15 protein-coding genes are annotated in these 17,439 nt (G+C 60.9%); 14 read left to right on the top strand and 1 reads right to left on the bottom strand.

Features of this window, described 5'->3' with window-relative positions; all coding sequences use genetic code 11:
• Nucleotides 1-31: 31 nt before the first annotated feature.
• On the bottom strand, nt 32-2,428 hold the full coding sequence (locus YS110_10935) for a penicillin-binding protein 1A (protein UJB65227.1): 2,397 nt from the start codon (nt 2,426-2,428) through the stop codon (nt 32-34).
• 243 nt (nt 2,429-2,671) lie between these two features.
• Here YS110_10935 and YS110_10930 point away from each other — a divergent pair, with 243 nt between their 5' ends.
• The 14 genes from YS110_10930 to YS110_10865 all read left to right on the top strand — a co-directional run bounded on the left by YS110_10930 (nt 2,672) and on the right by YS110_10865 (nt 17,401).
• Nucleotides 2,672-3,751 carry a pilus assembly protein PilM gene (locus YS110_10930; protein ID UJB65226.1) on the top strand — a complete coding sequence of 360 codons (1,080 nt, stop codon included), beginning with the start codon at nt 2,672-2,674 and terminating at the stop codon, nt 3,749-3,751.
• On the top strand, nt 3,748-4,359 hold the full coding sequence (locus tag YS110_10925) for a PilN domain-containing protein (protein UJB65225.1): 612 nt from the start codon (nt 3,748-3,750) through the stop codon (nt 4,357-4,359). Before YS110_10930 ends, YS110_10925 begins: the two co-directional genes overlap by 4 nt.
• A gap of 8 nt (nt 4,360-4,367) precedes the next feature.
• Complete coding sequence (locus tag YS110_10920; GenBank protein UJB65224.1) at nt 4,368-5,048, top strand: type 4a pilus biogenesis protein PilO; 681 nt, start codon at nt 4,368-4,370, stop codon at nt 5,046-5,048.
• Complete coding sequence (locus tag YS110_10915) at nt 5,045-5,590, top strand: pilus assembly protein PilP (protein UJB65223.1); 546 nt, start codon at nt 5,045-5,047, stop codon at nt 5,588-5,590. The genes YS110_10920 and YS110_10915 overlap by 4 nt, the downstream gene beginning before the upstream one ends.
• Nucleotides 5,587-7,737 (top strand): type IV pilus secretin PilQ, encoded by a 2,151-nt coding sequence (locus tag YS110_10910; protein UJB65222.1) that lies wholly within the window; start codon nt 5,587-5,589, stop codon nt 7,735-7,737. The genes YS110_10915 and YS110_10910 overlap by 4 nt, the downstream gene beginning before the upstream one ends.
• Before the next feature lie 30 nt (nt 7,738-7,767).
• On the top strand, nt 7,768-10,224 hold the full coding sequence (locus tag YS110_10905) for a pilus assembly protein N-terminal domain-containing protein (protein ID UJB65221.1): 2,457 nt from the start codon (nt 7,768-7,770) through the stop codon (nt 10,222-10,224).
• 131 nt (nt 10,225-10,355) lie between these two features.
• Nucleotides 10,356-10,916, top strand: a complete 561-nt coding sequence (locus YS110_10900; protein UJB67424.1) for a shikimate kinase — start codon at nt 10,356-10,358, stop codon at nt 10,914-10,916.
• Between the two features lie 19 nt (nt 10,917-10,935).
• Nucleotides 10,936-12,042 carry a 3-dehydroquinate synthase gene (gene aroB, locus YS110_10895; protein ID UJB65220.1) on the top strand — a complete coding sequence of 369 codons (1,107 nt, stop codon included), beginning with the start codon at nt 10,936-10,938 and terminating at the stop codon, nt 12,040-12,042.
• Nucleotides 12,043-12,119: 77 nt separating this feature from the next.
• Nucleotides 12,120-13,280, top strand: a complete 1,161-nt coding sequence (locus tag YS110_10890; protein ID UJB65219.1) for a deoxyguanosinetriphosphate triphosphohydrolase — start codon at nt 12,120-12,122, stop codon at nt 13,278-13,280.
• A 70-nt stretch (nt 13,281-13,350) separates the two neighbouring features.
• Nucleotides 13,351-13,947 carry a DUF1415 domain-containing protein gene (locus YS110_10885; protein ID UJB65218.1) on the top strand — a complete coding sequence of 199 codons (597 nt, stop codon included), beginning with the start codon at nt 13,351-13,353 and terminating at the stop codon, nt 13,945-13,947.
• Nucleotides 13,944-14,834 carry an SAM-dependent methyltransferase gene (locus tag YS110_10880; protein UJB65217.1) on the top strand — a complete coding sequence of 297 codons (891 nt, stop codon included), beginning with the start codon at nt 13,944-13,946 and terminating at the stop codon, nt 14,832-14,834. Before YS110_10885 ends, YS110_10880 begins: the two co-directional genes overlap by 4 nt.
• 100 nt (nt 14,835-14,934) lie before the next feature.
• A complete protein-coding gene (gene msrP, locus YS110_10875) occupies nt 14,935-15,930 on the top strand; it encodes a protein-methionine-sulfoxide reductase catalytic subunit MsrP (protein ID UJB65216.1) in 996 nt (331 codons plus the stop codon).
• Nucleotides 15,931-16,557, top strand: a complete 627-nt coding sequence (locus YS110_10870; GenBank protein ID UJB65215.1) for a sulfoxide reductase heme-binding subunit YedZ — start codon at nt 15,931-15,933, stop codon at nt 16,555-16,557. It begins immediately after the preceding gene.
• Nucleotides 16,558-16,687: 130 nt separating this feature from the next.
• Nucleotides 16,688-17,401 (top strand): transposase, encoded by a 714-nt coding sequence (locus YS110_10865; GenBank protein ID UJB65214.1) that lies wholly within the window; start codon nt 16,688-16,690, stop codon nt 17,399-17,401.
• Nucleotides 17,402-17,439 lie beyond the last annotated feature (38 nt).

The raw sequence follows: 17,439 nt of genomic DNA, 5'->3' as shown, positions 1-17,439 counted from the left end.
GCCCGACTGATGGACGGGCCGGGCGTGAACCTCAGTTGCGGAACAGGTCAAGAATACGGTTGCGCTCCTCGGGGGCCGGGGGGGCAACCTGGCCAGGCGCGGCACCACTCGCCGCTGCCCCGCCATCGTTTAGGCCCAGGTTGGCGACTCCTGCATTGCGGGCGTATTCCTCATAGAACCATTCACCGCCTACGTTGACCACCCCAGGCGGCACGGCGGTTTCTGCCACGGGAACGCCTTTGAGGGCCTTTTCCATGAAGCTGATCCAGATGGGGAGGCTCAACCCCCCGCCGGTCTCGCGGCTGCCCAGATTGCGTGGCTGGTCGTAGCCAATCCAGGTCACTGCCGTCAGGGTGGGCTGGAAGCCGGCAAACCATGCATCCACGGAGTCGTTCGTCGTTCCGGTCTTGCCGTACAGGTCCGGGCGCTTCAGCGTGGCCTGGGCACGGGCTGCGGTGCCGGCGCGCGTGACTTCCTGCAGCAGGCTGTCCATGACGAAAGCGTTGCGTGCATCGATGGCGCGCGGCTGCTCGGCCAACGGTGGTGGCGTGAACTCGGAAAGCGCCCGGCCCTTGTGGTCCGTCACACGGGTGATGAGCCAGGGGGTGACGCGGTAGCCGCCGTTGGCGAACACCGAATAGGCCGTTGCCATCTGCATCGGCGTGACCGAGCCCGCGCCCAGCGCCATGGTCAGGTAGGGCGGGTGCTTGTCGGCGTCGAAGCCGAAGCGGCTGGCCCATTCCTGCGCCGTTTTCGGGCCTACGGCCTGCAGGACGCGGATCGAAATCATGTTCTTCGATTTGGCCAGGCCGGTGCGCAGGGTCATGGGGCCGTCGTACTTGCCGTCGTAGTTCTTCGGCTCCCAGGCCTGACCGCCGGTCGTGCCGGCATCGAAGAACAGCGGGGCATCGTTGACCACGGTGGCGGGGGTGAAGCCCTTCTCCAGGGCGGCGGAATAGATGAAGGGCTTGAAGCTCGACCCCGGTTGGCGCCAGGCTTGCGTCACATGGTTGAACTTGTTCTTGTCGAAGTCGAAGCCACCGACCAGGGCATGGATCGCACCGTCGCGTGGGTCCAGCGCGATGAACGCGCCCTCCACCTGCGGAAGCTGCGTGATTTCCCACGTGTTCTTGACGGTCTTGGCCACGCGGATCACGGCACCGCGCCGGATCTTGATGTTGGGCGGCGCCTTGTCGCTCAGGCCCGACTGCGCAGGCTTGAGCCCATCGCCCGTGATCTCGATCTGTTCTCCGTCGGCGCGCGCGGCCATGATCCTGCGCGGGCTGGCGTCCAGCACCACCGCGGCCAGCAGGTCGCCGTTGTCTGGGTGGTTGGCCAGGGCATCGTCGATGGCATCCTCGGCGTCCTCGGCCGACGTGGGCAACTGGATGAACTGTTCCGGGCCGCGGTAGTGCTGGCGCCGCTCGTAATCCATGATGCCCCGGCGCAGCGCTTGGTAGGCAACGTCCTGCTCGCTTGCCCGCAGCGTGGTATAGACGTTGAGGCCGCGCGTGTAGGCCTCGTTGCCGTATTGTGCAAAGATCAACTGACGCGCCATTTCGGCCACGTACTCGGCATGCACGCGCGTGCTGTTCGCATTGGTGCGGATCTTGAGATTTTCCTGCTTGGCTTCCTGTGCCTGCAGACCGGTGATGAAGCCGTTTTCCTCCATCCGTTCGATGATGTAGAGCTGGCGCGCACGTGCGCGCTTGGGGTTGCTGATGGGGTTGTAGGCGGAAGGTGCCTTGGGCAGGCCCGCCAGCATGGCGGCCTCGGCAACGGAGATGGATTTAAGCGGCTTGCCGAAATACGTTTCGGCTGCCGCGGCAAACCCGTAAGCGCGGTTGCCCAGGTAAATCTGGTTCATGTAAATCTCGAGGATCTGGTTTTTCGTAAGCAGATGTTCGAGTTTGAATGTGAGTAATATTTCGTAAATTTTACGCGTGAATGTTTTCTCTGAGGAAAGGTACACATTCCGCGCCACCTGCATGGTGATGGTGGAGGCGCCCTGGCTCTTGGCCTTGCCCAGGTTGGCGAGCGCGGCACGCAACAGGCCTTTGTAGTCCACCCCGCCGTGCTCGAAGAAGCGGGAGTCTTCGATCGCCAGCACGGCATCCTTCATGACCTGCGGGATGTCATCGATCGGAGTCAGGTTGCGCCGCTCCTCGCCAAATTCGCCCAGCAGTGCGCCTTCGGCGGAGTACACGCGCATCGGCAGCTTGGGCCGGTAGTCTGCAAGGTCGGAGACATCGGGCAAATTCGGATATGCCATAGCCAACGCCACAGCGATAGTGAGGGCCAGTGCCAAGGCCCCTGCGGTGGCCAAGCCCGCGATCCAGAACAGGCCTTTGAGGAGCCAGCGTGGCCAAGAGGTGCGCGCTTTTGTACGTGCTGACGTGTTTTTTTCCGGGGCTTGAGAGGGGGGCATGGCGCGCTTGGCAGCAAAGGAAAGGCATTATAAAAACGTCTCCTTTGTGCCGTCGGGCGGCTGCGCGGTGCTCTGAAGCAGTTGCCAGGGGCATAGGGAGGTTTTGTCCAACGTCTGCTTTTGACAACGTCTGGCGCAGCGCGCCAGTCTGAAAATCTTGGTTGGATAACTATCTTACTGATAGTATTCATGTGAAGTATTAAGTATCGCTGCGCTTCCTGCGCACATTTCGGAGGGCCAATCTTGATCTCAATGGGGACTTTGTTCAGTCGCCAGCCCGCGCCGCTGCTGGGTATCGACATCAGCTCCTCAAGCGTCAAGCTGGTCGAGTTGGGGCGCGACAAGGCCGGTGCGCTGGTGCTTGAACGCTGTGCGATCGAGCCCTTGGAGCGCGGCTGGATCACGGATGGCAACATCGAAAAATTCGATGAAGTCGCAGAGGCGCTGCGTCGTCTGGTGAAGAAGAGCGGCACGCGCACCAAAAACGTCGCCTTGGCACTTCCGCCGTCTGCGGTCATCACCAAGCGCATTTCCTTGCCGGGTGGAATGACCGAGCAGGAACTCGAAGTCCAGGTCGAGTCCGAGGCCAACCAGTACATCCCTTTCTCGCTGGAGGAAGTGAGTCTGGATTTTTGCGTGATCGGGCCGACCAAGAACTCGCCTGGCGACGTCGATGTGATCATCGCAGCTTCGCGGCGTGAGAAAGTGCAAGACCGCCAGGGTCTGGCAGAGGCCGCGGGCCTGAAGCCAGTCATCCTGGATATTGAATCCAACGCAGCCCGGTTGGCCACGGGGCGCCTCATCGAGGCGCTGCCCAACAAGGGGGTGGATGCACTGGTGGCATTGTTCGAGGTTGGTGCACTGACCACAAGCATGCAGGTCATGCGCAATGACGAGGTGCTTTACGACAGAGACCAGGCTTTTGGGGGGGCGCAACTCACTCAACTCATCGTGCGCCAGTATGGTTTTTCCACGGAGGAGGCAGAAGCCAAGAAGCGCAGCGGAGAACTGCCAGACGACTACCAGTCGGCAGTGCTGCGTCCTTTTGTCGAGAGTCTGGCGCAGGAAATTGGCCGGGCGCTGCAGTTCTTCTTTACCAGCACACCGTACAACCGGATCGATCACATCATGCTCGCCGGAGGCTCGGCACCTTTGGCGGGTTTAACCGAAGCGGTGACCCAGCAAACTGGCTTTGCCTGCAGCACGATCAACCCGTTTGATGGCATGGAGATCGGCAGTGGTGTGCGGCTGAAAAAAATGGTACGTGAAGCGCCCTCATACCTCACGTCCTGTGGCTTGGCCATGCGGAGGTTCTTGCAGTGATCCTGATCAATCTGTTACCGCACCGCGAGGCCGCGCGCAAACGTCGCAAGGAGATGTTCCAGGCGACGATGTTTGCCTCTTTCCTGGTTGGCCTCTTGATTGCGGGAGGTATCTATTCATGGTTCCAGGCCATGATCGAGCAGCAGCAGCAGCGCAATAACTTTTTGGCGGGCGAGATCAAGGTCTTGGAAGGGCAGATCAAAGAGATTGCCACGATTGAGGACGAAATTACTGCGCTGCGTGCACGGCAAAAGGCGGTGGAGGATCTCCAGTCCGACCGCAACCTGCCCGTTCATTTGTTGAACGAACTTGTCAAGCAGTTGCCCGACGGTGTCTATATCACCAGCCTCAAGCAAACGGACCAAGTCGTTGCCATGCAGGGGATGGCCCAGTCGAACGAGCGCGTGTCAGAGATGCTGCGCAATCTTGCCGACAACACGCCATGGATTTCCAAGCCTGAACTGGTGGAGATCGTTGCTGCCAATGTCGCGTTGACGCCGCGCGACCAGCGTCGTGTCGCTTCCTTCAATCTGCGTTTTCGCCTGATGCGCACCAGTGAAGCGCAGAAAGCCGCCGATGCTGCCAGTGCTGCTGGCGGTGGCAAATAGGGGGATACATGGCCAAGAAAGACAAACTTCCCTCTATCAATGTGGCCGAACTGGCGCAGCAAGTGCAGCGCCAGTTCACAAATTTGGATCCTAAGGATCCATCACTGTGGCCCATCATTCCGCGTGTATTTTTGTGCGCAATGATTGCGATTGGCGTCGCTGCCGCTTTGTGGTTCACTTTGCTGTCTGATTACGAAGTAGAACTGGAAGCGGAGCGTGCCAAGGAAGCAACCTTGCGAGACGATTACCAAAAGAAGCTACAAAAAGCGGTGAGCCTCGACTTGTTGAAGAAGCAGCGCGAGCAGATCCAGCAATACGTGATTCAACTGGAAAAGCAGCTGCCCAGCAAGGCGGAAATGGCAGCATTGCTTTCCGATATCAACCAAGCGGGCTTGGGTCGTAGCTTGCAATTTGAACTCTTCCGCCCTGGGCAAGTGGTTGTGCGTGACTATTATGCGGAATTGCCGATTGCCGTCCGGGTGACGGGTAAATACCATGACATTGGCGCTTTTGCCTCGGATATTGCCCATTTGTCACGCATCGTTACCCTCAATAACTTATCGCTGGCACCTACAACCAAAGATGCCTCGGGAATGCTGGCCTTGGACGCCACCGCACGCACCTTCCGATATTTGGATTCTGAAGAAATCCAAGCGCAGCGCAAAGCGACTGAGGGGAAGAAGAAATGAACCGCTTCTTTAAAGTAAGTTTGCTCTTCGGTTTGCTGGCGCTGCTGACAGCCTGTGGGACGTCTGGAGAAGAGGAGCTGCAGGAATGGATTGCTGAACAGCGGGCAGCTGCCCGGCCACGGGTTACCCCGCTGACGGAGCCTAAAGATTTTAAGCCGCAGGGGTATGGCGGTGACGGGGCGCTGGATCCGTTCGCTGCTGCAAGACTGACCCAAGCATTGCGACGCGATTCAGCGCAGATTGCTTCGAACGCTGCGTTGATTGCACCTGAGATGGCGCGCCGCAAGGAGCCGTTGGAGGCATTTCCTCTGGATACGATGGCTATGGTCGGGTATCTTGACAAAGCGAGCGGGCCGACTGCTTTGTTGAAGGTGGATGGCCTTATTTATCCCGTGAAGCTTGGGAACTACCTTGGATTGAATTACGGGAAGATTGTGAAGATTACCGAAAATGCAGTCCAGCTCCGGGAAATCGTTCAGGATGCATCCGGGGATTGGGTGGAACGTCAGGCAACGCTTGATTTGCAAGAGGGGAAAAAATGATCAATAAAAATACAAGCCGTATGCTTACGCGCTGCGCTGCTGCCGTTGGTTTATTTGCCTTGGGTGCAATGCCTTTTTCTGCGTGGGCGCAGAATAAAATCCAGTCTATTGCAGGTGCACTGCAAGGCGGTACGGAGATTGTTCGTGTCGAGTTGGCGGAGCCTTTGAGTGTGCTTCCCACGGGTTTTGCAATCCAAGCGCCTGCGCGCATCGCCTTGGATATCCCGAATGCAACGAACTCCCTGGGCAAGACCTTGGTGGATGTCAACCAGGGAAACTTGAAAACCATCAACGTCGTTGAAGGTGGCGAGCGTGCCCGCCTTGTACTGAATTTGAAACAGCCGACTTCGTACAAGGCTGAATTGCAAGGCAAAGTGTTGCTGATCATTTTGGATCCTGTAGCCAGCACTGCGAGTGCATCGACGGCAACGCGGGTTGGCACGCTGTTTGCCCAGGATGGCAATAACGAGACTTTGCCTTTGCGTGACGTCGATTTCCGTCGCAGTCCCGATGGCGCAGGGCGTATCGTGGTCAATCTTCCCAATAGCCAGGTCGGAGTTGACTTGCGCCAAGAAGGCAAGGGGTTGGTTGTCGATTTTCTGCACTCTTCTTTGCCTGAAGGGCTGCGCCGTAAATTGGATGTGGCGGACTTTGGTACCCCTGTGCAAGTGGTCACCACGGCGCAGCAGGGCGACAGGGTGCGGATGCATGTGGAGTCTGCGGGAGAGTGGGAGCACAACGCCTACCAAAGTGACACCCAATTTGTGGTAGAGGTGCGGCAGAAGAAGGTTGACCTCAATAAGCTTACCCAGGGACCAGGTTTTAATGGTGAAAAGCTGTCACTGAATTTTCAAAATATTGAAGTTCGCTCTTTGTTGCAGGTAATCGCTGATTTTACCAACTTCAATATTGTGACGTCCGATACGGTCACGGGTTCTTTGACCTTGCGGTTGAAGGACGTCCCTTGGGATCAAGCGCTGCAGATCGTCATGGACTCTAAGGGCTTGGGGATGCGCAAAACAGGGTCTGTGCTCTGGATTGCCCCAAAAGACGAAATTGACGAGCGGGCAAAAAAGGATTACGAGGCCATACAAGCAATTCAAAAGCTTGAGCCCCTGCGTACGGAAGCATTTCAACTGAACTATGCCAAGGCTTCTGACCTTGCTCTGCGTTTGACGGCTTCAGCGCCGGGTTCGGCGACTGGTGGTAACCGTGTTCGTTTTCTTACTGAACGTGGCTCCGCAATTGCAGAGCCGCGCACCAATCAGCTGTTTGTTACGGATACACCAAGCAAACTTGAAGAGATCAGGGCGCTCCTTGCTAAGTTGGATATTCCGGTTCGGCAGGTTTTGATCGAGGCGCGTATCGTTGAGGCACGAGAAACTTTTGGCCGCTCGTTGGGCGTGCGTCTGGGTGCGTCGGACTTACGCGCCAACCGTGGCGGCGATGGAGGCTATGCGCTTGGTAACGGTGGTAACCGGGTTGCGTGGGGTACGGATTACGGCAATGCCGTAGGTTCTAGTGGAGCAGGTGGCACTACCAATCCGCAAGGCAATTTTGTGAACTTGCCGGCGACGCTTTCGAGTGTTCCTACGGCCGCCTCTTTTGCGCTCTCTATTTTTAATTCTGCTGCCAATAGATTCCTCACGCTGGAACTGTCTGCAATGGAGGCGGATGGTAAAGGTAAGGTGATTTCTAGCCCGCGGTTGATTACGGCGGATCAAACAAAGGCGATTATTGAGCAGGGTAACGAGTTTCCGACGCAGGCGTTTGAGAATAATACTTACAAAATCTTGTGGAAGAAGGCTGTATTGAAGCTGGAGGTGACGCCGCAAATCACGCCCGAGGGAAATATTATTATGGATCTTGATATCACGCGAGATAACCGTGGTGATATTACGCCATGGGGTATTTCGGTGAATACGCGCCATGTGCAGACGCAGGTGCTGGTTGAGAACGGCGGAACTGTGGCTATTGGCGGTGTTTTTGAAATGGAAGAAACCAACACGGAAAACAAGGTTCCTGTGCTGGGCGATGTGCCTGTGGTGGGGAATCTTTTCAAGAGTCAAACCAAAGAGGCAGAGAAGCGTGAATTGTTGATTTTTGTGACGCCCAAGGTTGTGACCGATCGCGTCGCTGCAAATTAAAAATGGTGGTGATGTTTTTTTGAGGTTGTGATGAAAAATATATTTAAATATTTAATTGCCTTATTTGCTATAGCTACATTAGTGGCTTGTGGAGGAGGGGGGGGGAGCTCGGGTGGAAATCCGAATCAACCTTTCTTGGTGACAACTGCTGGTAGTGAAGTAGTCCTTCCGGTGGGGGCCGCACGCAATTACCAAGTGACTGGTGGTGTGCCTCCTTATCGTGTTGGTAACATGGATCAAGCTGTTGCAGTTGGGCAAATCAGCGGTGATATCCTGACGATTGGTGCCGTTTCTGCAGGGGCCACTGAGGTGAGGGTCTTCGACAACAGCGGTATCTCTGTAGCCATTAACGTCAAAGTCGGCTCTAGCATTCCTCTCTACACCACCGCACCGGGTAGTTTGACGGTTGGTGTCGGTGCTGACGCAGCGCGCACTTTCTGGGTGGGTGGCGGTGGCGCTCCTTATACCGTAGAGGGTGGCGACAGCAACGTCGCTCTGGTGCGTATGTTGAGCGATACCCAATGGCGTGTCACAGGGGTAGCTAAGGGCTCTACCACCATCAAAATCCGCGATGCTGCTGGTGAGGAACTCTCGATTGCATTAGAGGTGGGTTCCCCTGAACTGCGTATATCCCCTGATAAGTTGACCATCCCTGTGGGCCTTGAGGCTGTGGCCAAGCTTTCAGGTGGTCAGCCACCTTACCGCGTTGCTGGTGGTATCCCTGCGGCCATCACCGCCACCATTGTTGGTGATGAATTACGTATCAAGGGAAATTTGGCATCCAAGTTAGATGTTTCTGTGATGGATGCTGCAGGGCAGATTGTCAAGATTGAAGTCGAAATTAACACGGCAACTACCTCTATCCGCCTTGCACCCAATGCTGTAGTGATTTCCGAAAGTGACACCCAGCCCATTCAGTTCGGCATTTTTGGTGCTGTGGGTGCCACCTGTGTCTTCACCTCTGATCCCTCTTTCATGCAGGCGACGGTACCCGGTTGTGCCACCCGCAGCAATGTGACTTTGGATACAGGTACCCGTGGCAGCCGCTGCGTAAATGGCGATACTGAAGTCACCCTGACGGTGGTGGACGAAAACAAATCTGTTGGGACTGCTGTTGTTACCATTCTGGATAACGGTAGTTGCGGCAAGCTCACCATATTGCCAGCCACAGCCCAAGTGCGTGTCGGTGCAAGCATGCAACTGGCAATTGAGGGCGGCTCAGGAAGGTATGTGGTGTCCTCTGACAACCCCGCAGTTGCCACGGCAACGGCGACTGGTGTTGTTATGGTGGTCACCGCTGGCAACCGCACGGGCAGCGCCATCATTACGCTGCGCGACCAATCAGACACATCCAAAGTGGCAACCCTGCCAGTGACCGTCGTCTCTGACACCACGCCGGGAACACCGCCGGTGACAGCATCGCCGCAGTCGTTGAACCTGAGTACTGGTGCGTCTGCTGATGTGCTGCTCAGCGGTGGTTCGGGTAAGTACGATTTTGCAGTGAGCAATTCGGCTGTTGCAACGGCAGTATTGAACGGCAGCAAGCTGACGGTGACTGCTGGTACCACTGCTGGTAGCGCTACCGTGACGGTGCGCGACCAAGCAGACGCTACACGCAGTGTGGTGATTCCTGTCACCGTCACCTCTGCACCGCCGCCTGTTGAGCCCATGACTTCATTGCCCGCTTCTGCAACAGGTGCTGTCTCCGAAACACTGCGCTTCCTGCTGCAAAACGGTACTGCCCCTTACAGTGTGGTGGTGTCTAACCCCAGCATTGCCTCTGTACAAGTGCCGGTAGTGGCTCATCAGGTGGTGGCCACGCTGTTGCAAGCGGGTGAAACCACATTGGTAGTTACAGATGCTAAGGGGCAGACACTGGAGATTCCGGTGAAAGTGAACCAGGCACAAACAGCCTCGTTGCGCTTTGCACCGACTGCGTTTGAAGTGGGTGAAGATGAACTACAAGCAATCACCTTGACGGTGTTCGGTGGCACACCTCCTTACCGAGCGCTGACGAGTGATCTGACCCTGTCCAGTGTGCAGGTGAATAGCAGTGAGTTCACGGTTGGTTTGGGGACTCGAGGCAATCGCTGTATCAACCCTGTCGATAGCAGTGGCAACTACCTTCCCAGGGAGAAGTTTGACGTTACCTTGACCGTAGTGGATTCCGGTGGTGCCTTTGCCACCAGCGTGATGAGCATCCGTGATAACGGTTCTGGTATGCCTGGCGTTTGTCCAGCCTCTTCTGGGTTTACGACAACCGCAGGGCCTGCTACTTCGGTGTTGCTTGGTAGCTCGCGCACTTACTCAATTAGCGGTGGCGTGCAACCGTATACCGTTGAGTCGAGCAACCCTGCTGTAGCCCGTGTGGTTTTGTCCAGTCAAAACGGTTTCAGCATCACGGGCTTGGCTGTGGGTTCGGCGACGGTCACTGTCCGTGATGTAGCAGCAGGTCGGGTAGATATTCTCGTCACGGTCAGCCCGTAACATGAAATGAAGCTTGATACCTGAAGCATTTTCCCGTCGGGTGGGCCTTCTGCCCGACGGTTGAATTTCCTCCCTATCCCCGGCCCGTCCGGGGATTTTTTTGCCCTGTTTTTATGATCGTTCTCGTTGGCATGCCGGGTTGCGGCAAATCGACCATTGGGCGCTTGCTGGCGCGCAGGTTGCAGTTGGACTTTGTCGATGCGGACCAGCGCATCGAGCAACATTTGGGATGCACGATTCGCAGCTATTTCGATAGCCATGGCGAAGAGGCATTTCGCGATGTCGAGCAAAACGTGTTGGCTGAGTTGCTGGCAGGTGGCGCGCACGGTGTGTTGGCCACGGGCGGCGGCGCGGTGTTGCGCAGTGCGAACCGCGCGCTCCTGCGCACGGCGGCGCAGGTGTTTTATTTGCGCGCTACCCCCGATGAAATTTGGCGCCGTGTGCGCCACGACACCAAGCGCCCGCTGCTGCAAGTGGCCAACCCCTTGCAGCGCCTGCGCGACCTGTACGCCCAGCGCGATCCGCTGTACCGCGAAGTGGCGCACAGCGTGGTCGATGCAGGCCATGGCACGGCCCACGCCGTGGTGAACCTGATGACCATGCAGCTCGACCAGCTGCAGTGGGCCGCCACGCCCGCCGCTGGCGCCGCTACAGTAGGGGCTGCCACCGCGCCTTCTTCTGATACTCCCTAGAGCCTCTCTCAACTCCCCCATGAGCCACCTTCTTCACACCCTGGGCATTGACCTGGGCGAGCGCAGCTACCCCATTCACATTGGTATCGGCCTGCTGGGCGATGCCGCCAGCTACGCCGGTTTGCCGCGCGCCAGTGCGGCCTTGCTGGTCAGCAACACCACCGTCGCGCCCTTGTACGCCGAGCGCGTGCGCACCGCGCTGCAAGGCCAGTACGCCCAGGTGCATGAAGTGCGTCTGCCCGATGGTGAAGAGCACAAAACCTGGCCCACCCTGAACCTGATTTTTGATGCCCTGTTGCAGCACGGCTGCGATCGCAAAACCGTGCTGTTCGCCTTGGGCGGTGGTGTGGTGGGCGATATCACCGGCTTTGCTGCCGCCTGCTACATGCGTGGCGTGCCCTTTGTGCAACTGCCCACCACGCTGCTGGCGCAGGTGGACTCCTCGGTGGGCGGCAAAACCGCCATCAACCACCCGCTGGGCAAAAACATGGTCGGCGCCTTCTACCAGCCCCAGCGCGTGCTGTGCGACCTGGAGGCGCTCGACACTTTGGCGCCGCGCGAACTCAGCGCCGGGCTGGCCGAAGTCATCAAATACGGCCCCATTGCCGACATGGCCTTCTTTGACTGGCTGGAGCAGCATATCGACGCCCTGGTGGCGCGCGATCGCACCGCCCTGGCCCATGCGGTGCGCCGCAGTTGTGAAATCAAAGCCGCCGTGGTGGGCAGCGACGAGCGCGAAGCGGGCCTGCGCGCCATCTTGAACTTTGGCCACACCTTTGGCCACGCCATTGAAGCGGGCATGGGCTACGGCCAGTGGCTGCATGGCGAAGGCGTGGGGGCAGGCATGGTGATGGCCGCGCACCTGTCGCAGCGCCTGGGGCTGGTGGATGCTGCGTTTGTGCAGCGCCTCACCACCTTGATTGCCCGTGCGGGCTTGCCCGTGCGCGGCGCCATCCTCGACGCCCAAGACAACGCTGGCCGCTACCTGGAGCTGATGCGCGTGGACAAAAAGGCCGAAGCCGGCGAAATCCGCTTCGTCCTCATCGACGGCCCCGGCCAAGCCTGCGTGCTCGCTGCCCCCGACGCCCTGGTGCGTGAAGTGATTGACGCCTGTTGCGCTCCTTAAATAATAGCTGCTAGCGCTTATCTCATAAGGCTTTGAGGCCGATTTGACCATCAAACCATTGCCCTGAGGCTGCCCCGATGAACACGCTTGCTGCCTACGCTTGCCACCCCGCGCGCTCGCGCGGGCGCCGCTACCCCGAGCCCGTGGCGCCCACGCGCACCGACTACCAGCGTGACCGCGACCGCATCGTCCACTCCACCGCATTCCGGCGTCTGGTCTACAAGACCCAGGTGTTCCTGAACCACGAAGGCGACATGTTCCGCACCCGCCTCACGCACTCGCTGGAGGTGGCGCAGCTCGGGCGCTCCATCGCGCGCTCGCTGGGGCTGAACGAAGACCTGGTCGAAACCATCGCCCTGGCGCACGACCTGGGCCACACCCCTTTCGGCCATGCCGGGCAGGATGCGCTCAATGCCTGCATGGAAGGCCATGGTGGCTTCGAGCACAACCTGCAGAGCCTGCGCGTGGTAGACCATCTCGAGGAGCGCTACCCTGCGTTCGACGGGCTGAACCTGACCTTCGAGACGCGCGAAGGCATCCTCAAGCACTGTTCGCGTGCCAATGCCGAGCTGCTGCAGGTGCGCGAGCCTGGTGGGGTGGGGCAACGCTTTCTGCTCGGGCAGCGCCCAAGCCTGGAGGCGCAGCTGTGCAATCTGGCCGACGAAATCGCCTACAACGCGCACGACATCGACGATGGCGTGCGCTCCGGGTTGCTCACGCTGGAGCAGTTGCAGGAAGTGCCCCTGTTCGAGCGCTACCGCGCCCAGGCGCTGGTGGACCATCCGGCGCTGGCGCGCGCGCCGCGGCGCCTGCTGTACGAGGCCATCCGGCGCATGCTCAGCGACCAGGTGTACGACGTGATCGACGCCACGCGGCAGGCGCTGGCCCAGGCCAACCCGCAGCAGGTGGACGACGTGCGCGTCGCCCCCGCGCTGGTGTGCTTCAGCGCCGCCATGCGCGAGCAGTCGCTGGGGCTCAAGCGCTTCCTGTTTCGCAACCTGTACCGGCACCCGCAGGTCATGGCCACCACGGCGCGCGCGCAGCAGGTGGTGCGCGAGCTGTTCGCGGCGTACCTGGCCCAGCCCGCGCAGATGAAGCCTGCCTTCGCTGCCCGTGCCCAGGCCAGCGACGGCGACAGTGCCCGTGCCCGCGTGGTGGCCGATTTCATCGCCGGCATGACCGACCGCTACGCGGCCAGCGAGCACGCCCGTATCACCGGCCAGCAGTTGCTGATGTAGGCCGGCGAAGGGCGCAGGGGCAGAGGGTGTGCCCGGTAAAATCGGCCCCTTTCCTCCACTTGCCTGCGCCATGTCCACTTCCGCTGAATTCCCCCCTGAAACCGTCATCGCGGACACCGTGCGCTGGCTGGAGCGTGCCGTCATCGGGCTCAATCTGTGCCCGTTCGCCAAGGGCGTACACACCAAGGGGCAGATCCACTACGTGGTGAGCGAGGCCACGGACGCGCGCGGCCTGCTCGAAGACCTGCAGCGTGAGCTGGAGGCCCTGGCCGAGATCTCGCCCGCCAAGCGCGACACCACGCTGCTCATGGCGCCGCAGTGCCTGGAGGATTTCCTCGACTTCAACGACTTCCTGGAACTGGTGGACGAACTGGTGGAGGCCATGGATCTGGGCGGCATCCTGCAGGTCGCGTCGTTCCACCCGCGCTTCCAGTTCGACGGCACGGCCGAGGACGACGTCACCAATGCCACCAACCGCGCGCCCTATCCCACGCTGCACCTGCTGCGCGAGGACAGCATCGACCAGGCCGTGGAAGCCTTCCCCGAGGCCGAAACCATCTACGAGCGCAACATGCAGGTGCTGGGCGAACTCGGCGCGCAAGGCTGGGCTGCGCTCGACGTGGGGCCGCGCTGCCCCGTCACCGGCGCCAAGGCGGGCGGGCAGTGAAGGGCGCTGGCCGCACCGCGCGCGGCGGCACGGGCGCGCCTGCGCCTTCGGTGGCCGAGCAGCTGGAGCTGCGCCCCGGGCAATCGCTGGAGCTGCTCAAGGCGCTGCACATCCTCACGCGCGATGGGCGCATCAACCAGGACTCGCGCCGCAAGCTCAAGCAGGTCTACCACCTGTTCCAGTTCATCGAGCCGCTGCTGCAGGAACTGTCCGCCGACGGCCATGCGCCGGTGCTGGCCGACCATGGCGCGGGCAAGTCCTACCTCGGCTTCATCCTGTACGACCTGTACTTCCGCGCGCTCGGGCGCGGCAGCATCTACGGCATCGAGACTCGCGCGCCGCTGGTCGAGGCGTCGCAGAAGCTGGCCGCCACGCTGGGCTTCGAGCGCATGCGTTTCCTGAACATGTCGGTGGCCGAGTCGGCCCAGCTCGCGGCCATGCCCGAGCGCTTCGACATCGTGACCGCGCTGCACGCCTGCGACACCGCCACTGACGACGCCATTGCCTTCGGCCTGCAAAAGCGCGCCCGCGCCATGGTGCTGGTGCCCTGCTGCCAGGCCGAAGTGGCCGCCTGCCTGCGCCAGACCAAGGCGCTGCAGCTGGCGCGCACGCCGCTGGCCGAACTGTGGCGCCACCCCTTGCACACGCGCGAACTGGGCAGCCAACTGACCAACGTGCTGCGCTGCCTGTATCTGGAAGCCAGTGGCTACCAGGTGACCGTGACCGAGCTGGTGGGCTGGGAGCACAGCATGAAGAACGAGCTCATCATCGCGCGCTACACCGGCCAGAAAAAGCGCAGCGCCGCCGAGCGGCTGCGCGCCATCCTGGCGGAATTTGGCTTGCTTGAAGCGCTGGGCCCACGCTTCGGCGTGCCGCAGGGCGCCTGAACGGGCGTTCAGCCGCGGCGTGGGGGCGTAAATCCCCGGAACCACAGGGGTGGCAGGGTGTCTCTACCATCACACCAGACACCACACCGAGCGCCCACCCATGCTGATACCTCGCCGCGATACAGGTTTTGTCCACCCGCAAGGCAGCGAAATTACCCCGCGTGCCGTTTATGAAAGCCGCCGCACCTTGCTGCGCCAGTTGGCTGGCGGCGCCGCCGGCGCCACCCTGGCCGCCTGGGCCGCGCGCGATGCGCTGGCCGCCGCCACGCCGCCTGGCAAGCTGGCACCCCTGCCGGGCGCTCGGTCGGCCGTCGATGGCGCGGTGACCATGGAAAACGCCACCGCCTACCAGGACGCGACGGGCTACAACAACTTCTACGAGTTCGGCACCGACAAGTCCGACCCCGCGCGCAACGCCCACACGCTCAAGACCCGGCCCTGGACGGTGGAGGTCGAAGGCCTGGTCAAGAAGCCTGGCACATGGGGTATCGACGACCTGATTCGCCTCAGTGCGCAGGAGGAGCGCGTCTACCGCCTGCGCTGCGTTGAAGGGTGGTCCATGGTCATCCCGTGGGTGGGGTACTCGCTGGCCCAGCTGATCCGGCGCGTCGAGCCCCTGGGCAGCGCCAAGTACGTGGAGTTCGTCTCCCTTGCCGACAAGGCCACCATGCCCGGCGTGAGCTCCCGCGTGCTCGACTGGCCCTATACCGAGGGTCTGCGCATGGACGAAGCCATGCACCCGCTCACGCTGCTGGCCTTCGGCATGTATGGCGAGGTGCTACCGCACCAGAACGGCGCACCCGTGCGCCTCGTCGTACCCTGGAAGTACGGCTTTAAAAGCGCCAAGAGCATCGTCAAGATCCGCTTCACCGAGAAGGAGCCCGCGACCGCCTGGAACAAGGCCGCGCGCAACGAGTACGGCTTCTATTCCAACGTCAACCCGCAGGTTGACCACCCACGCTGGAGCCAGGCCACCGAGCGCCGCATTGGCGAGGGCGGCCTGTTCGCCAAGCGCCGCAAGACGCTCCTGTTCAACGGCTATGAAGCCCAGGTCGGCCAGCTGTACGCGGGCATGGATCTGCAGAAGTTCTATTGAATGGCGGGGCTGCCGGTGTTGCGTGCGGCGCTGCAGCGCCCCTGGGCCAAGCCCGTGCTGTTTGTGCTCTGCCTGTGGCCGCTGGCCTGGCTTGTCACGGCGGCGTTTACCGACCAGCTGGGCGCCAACCCGGCCGAGGCGCTGGAGCGTGCGCTCGGGCGCTGGACGCTGCGCTTCCTGTGCCTGGCGCTGGCCGTGACGCCCCTGCGTGTGCTCACCGCCACGCCGCAACTGGCACGCTTTCGGCGCATGCTGGGGCTGTTCGTGGCCTTCTATGCGCTGCTGCATCTGCTGGCCTACGCATGGTTCGACATGGGGCTGGAGCTGGCTGAGATGCTGCACGACATCGCCAAGCGGCCGTTCATCCTCGTCGGCACCCTGGCGCTGGTGCTGCTGGCGCTGCTGGCCGCCACATCGTTCCAGGGGGCTATGCGCTGGCTCGGGGGCGCGCGCTGGCGGGCGCTGCACCGCAGCGTGTACGTGGTGGCCGGCCTGTCGCTGCTGCATTTCTTCTGGATGCGTGCGGGCAAGAATGATTTCAGCGAGGTCGCGGTGTACGCGTCCATCCTGGGGCTGCTGCTGGGCTGGCGCGTGTGGCACGCCTGCAAGCCTGGGGTGCGGCGCTGATTGCTCCTGAAAACGTAGCTTCTAGCGCTTGATAGGAGAGGGTTTTAGGCTCTTTTTGCCCTGAAGCCAAGGTATGGTAAGCGCTAGCCGCTCTGGAAAAAATAGCGCCGCGCTACGCGACAATCGCGCCATGGCCCGCCTTCCCCGTCTCACCGTTCCTGGTTTCGTGCACCACGCGCTGCAGCGGGGCAACAACCGCGAGGCCATCTTCCGCGATGCGCAGGACTACGAGCACATGCTGGCGCTGCTGGCCAGCCAGTCGCGCAAGCACCGCGTGGCGGTGCATGCCTACGTGCTCATGCCCAACCATTTCCATCTGCTCGCCACGCCGGCCACGGCCGAGGGCCTGCCCGCGATGATGCAGGCTGTGGGGCGTGACTACGTGCGCTACTTCAACCAACGCCACCAGCGTACCGGCACCCTGTGGGAGGGCCGCTACCGCTGCACCGTGCTGGAGCCCGAGCGTTACCTGCTGCCCTGCATGGTTTACATGGACTGGAACCCGGTGCGCGCCGGACTGGCGCAGCAGCCGGGCGATTACCCCTGGTCGAGCCACGCCCATGGCCTGGGCTTGCGCGCAGACCCGCTGGTCACGCCCCATGCGCTGCTTTGGGGGTTGGGCAATACGCCGTTCGCGCGCGAGGCTGCCTATGCCGCCTTGGTGCGGGCGGGCATTGGCACACAAATGGCCGAGCAACTGGGCCGCGCGGCCCACACCGGCTGGGTTCTGGGGGGGGCGGAATTCGTGACCGCGTTGCAGCAACGCACCGGCCGCCGCGTGGCCAAGGCGCGTGCCGGACGTCCTCGCATGGCGGAGCGCGCTGAAGAAAAAACCACCGAATAGGGCATAGGGCCTTTCACACAAAGCGCTAGCTGCTCCTG

Origin of the sequence: Acidovorax sp. YS12 (assembly GCA_021496925.1) — a bacterium.
Classification (GTDB): domain Bacteria; phylum Pseudomonadota; class Gammaproteobacteria; order Burkholderiales; family Burkholderiaceae_C; genus Paenacidovorax.
The sequence above is the reverse complement of the archived record's forward strand: the minus strand, read 5'-3'. Positions and strand labels throughout refer to the sequence as shown.

Excerpts from the sequence above, each read along its gene's own strand:
- YS110_10935 (UJB65227.1), bottom strand. The coding sequence starts at position 2,428 with ATGCCCCCCTCTCAAGCCCCGGAAAAAAACACGTCAGCACGTACAAAA.
- YS110_10920 (UJB65224.1), top strand. The coding sequence starts at position 4,368 with ATGGCCAAGAAAGACAAACTTCCCTCTATCAATGTGGCCGAACTGGCG.
- YS110_10915 (UJB65223.1), top strand. The coding sequence starts at position 5,045 with ATGAACCGCTTCTTTAAAGTAAGTTTGCTCTTCGGTTTGCTGGCGCTG.
- YS110_10910 (UJB65222.1), top strand. The coding sequence starts at position 5,587 with ATGATCAATAAAAATACAAGCCGTATGCTTACGCGCTGCGCTGCTGCC.
- YS110_10905 (UJB65221.1), top strand. The coding sequence starts at position 7,768 with ATGAAAAATATATTTAAATATTTAATTGCCTTATTTGCTATAGCTACA.
- YS110_10900 (UJB67424.1), top strand. The coding sequence starts at position 10,356 with ATGCCGGGTTGCGGCAAATCGACCATTGGGCGCTTGCTGGCGCGCAGG.
- aroB (UJB65220.1), top strand. The coding sequence starts at position 10,936 with ATGAGCCACCTTCTTCACACCCTGGGCATTGACCTGGGCGAGCGCAGC.
- YS110_10890 (UJB65219.1), top strand. The coding sequence starts at position 12,120 with ATGAACACGCTTGCTGCCTACGCTTGCCACCCCGCGCGCTCGCGCGGG.
- YS110_10885 (UJB65218.1), top strand. The coding sequence starts at position 13,351 with ATGTCCACTTCCGCTGAATTCCCCCCTGAAACCGTCATCGCGGACACC.
- msrP (UJB65216.1), top strand. The coding sequence starts at position 14,935 with ATGCTGATACCTCGCCGCGATACAGGTTTTGTCCACCCGCAAGGCAGC.
- YS110_10870 (UJB65215.1), top strand. The coding sequence starts at position 15,931 with ATGGCGGGGCTGCCGGTGTTGCGTGCGGCGCTGCAGCGCCCCTGGGCC.
- YS110_10865 (UJB65214.1), top strand. The coding sequence starts at position 16,688 with ATGGCCCGCCTTCCCCGTCTCACCGTTCCTGGTTTCGTGCACCACGCG.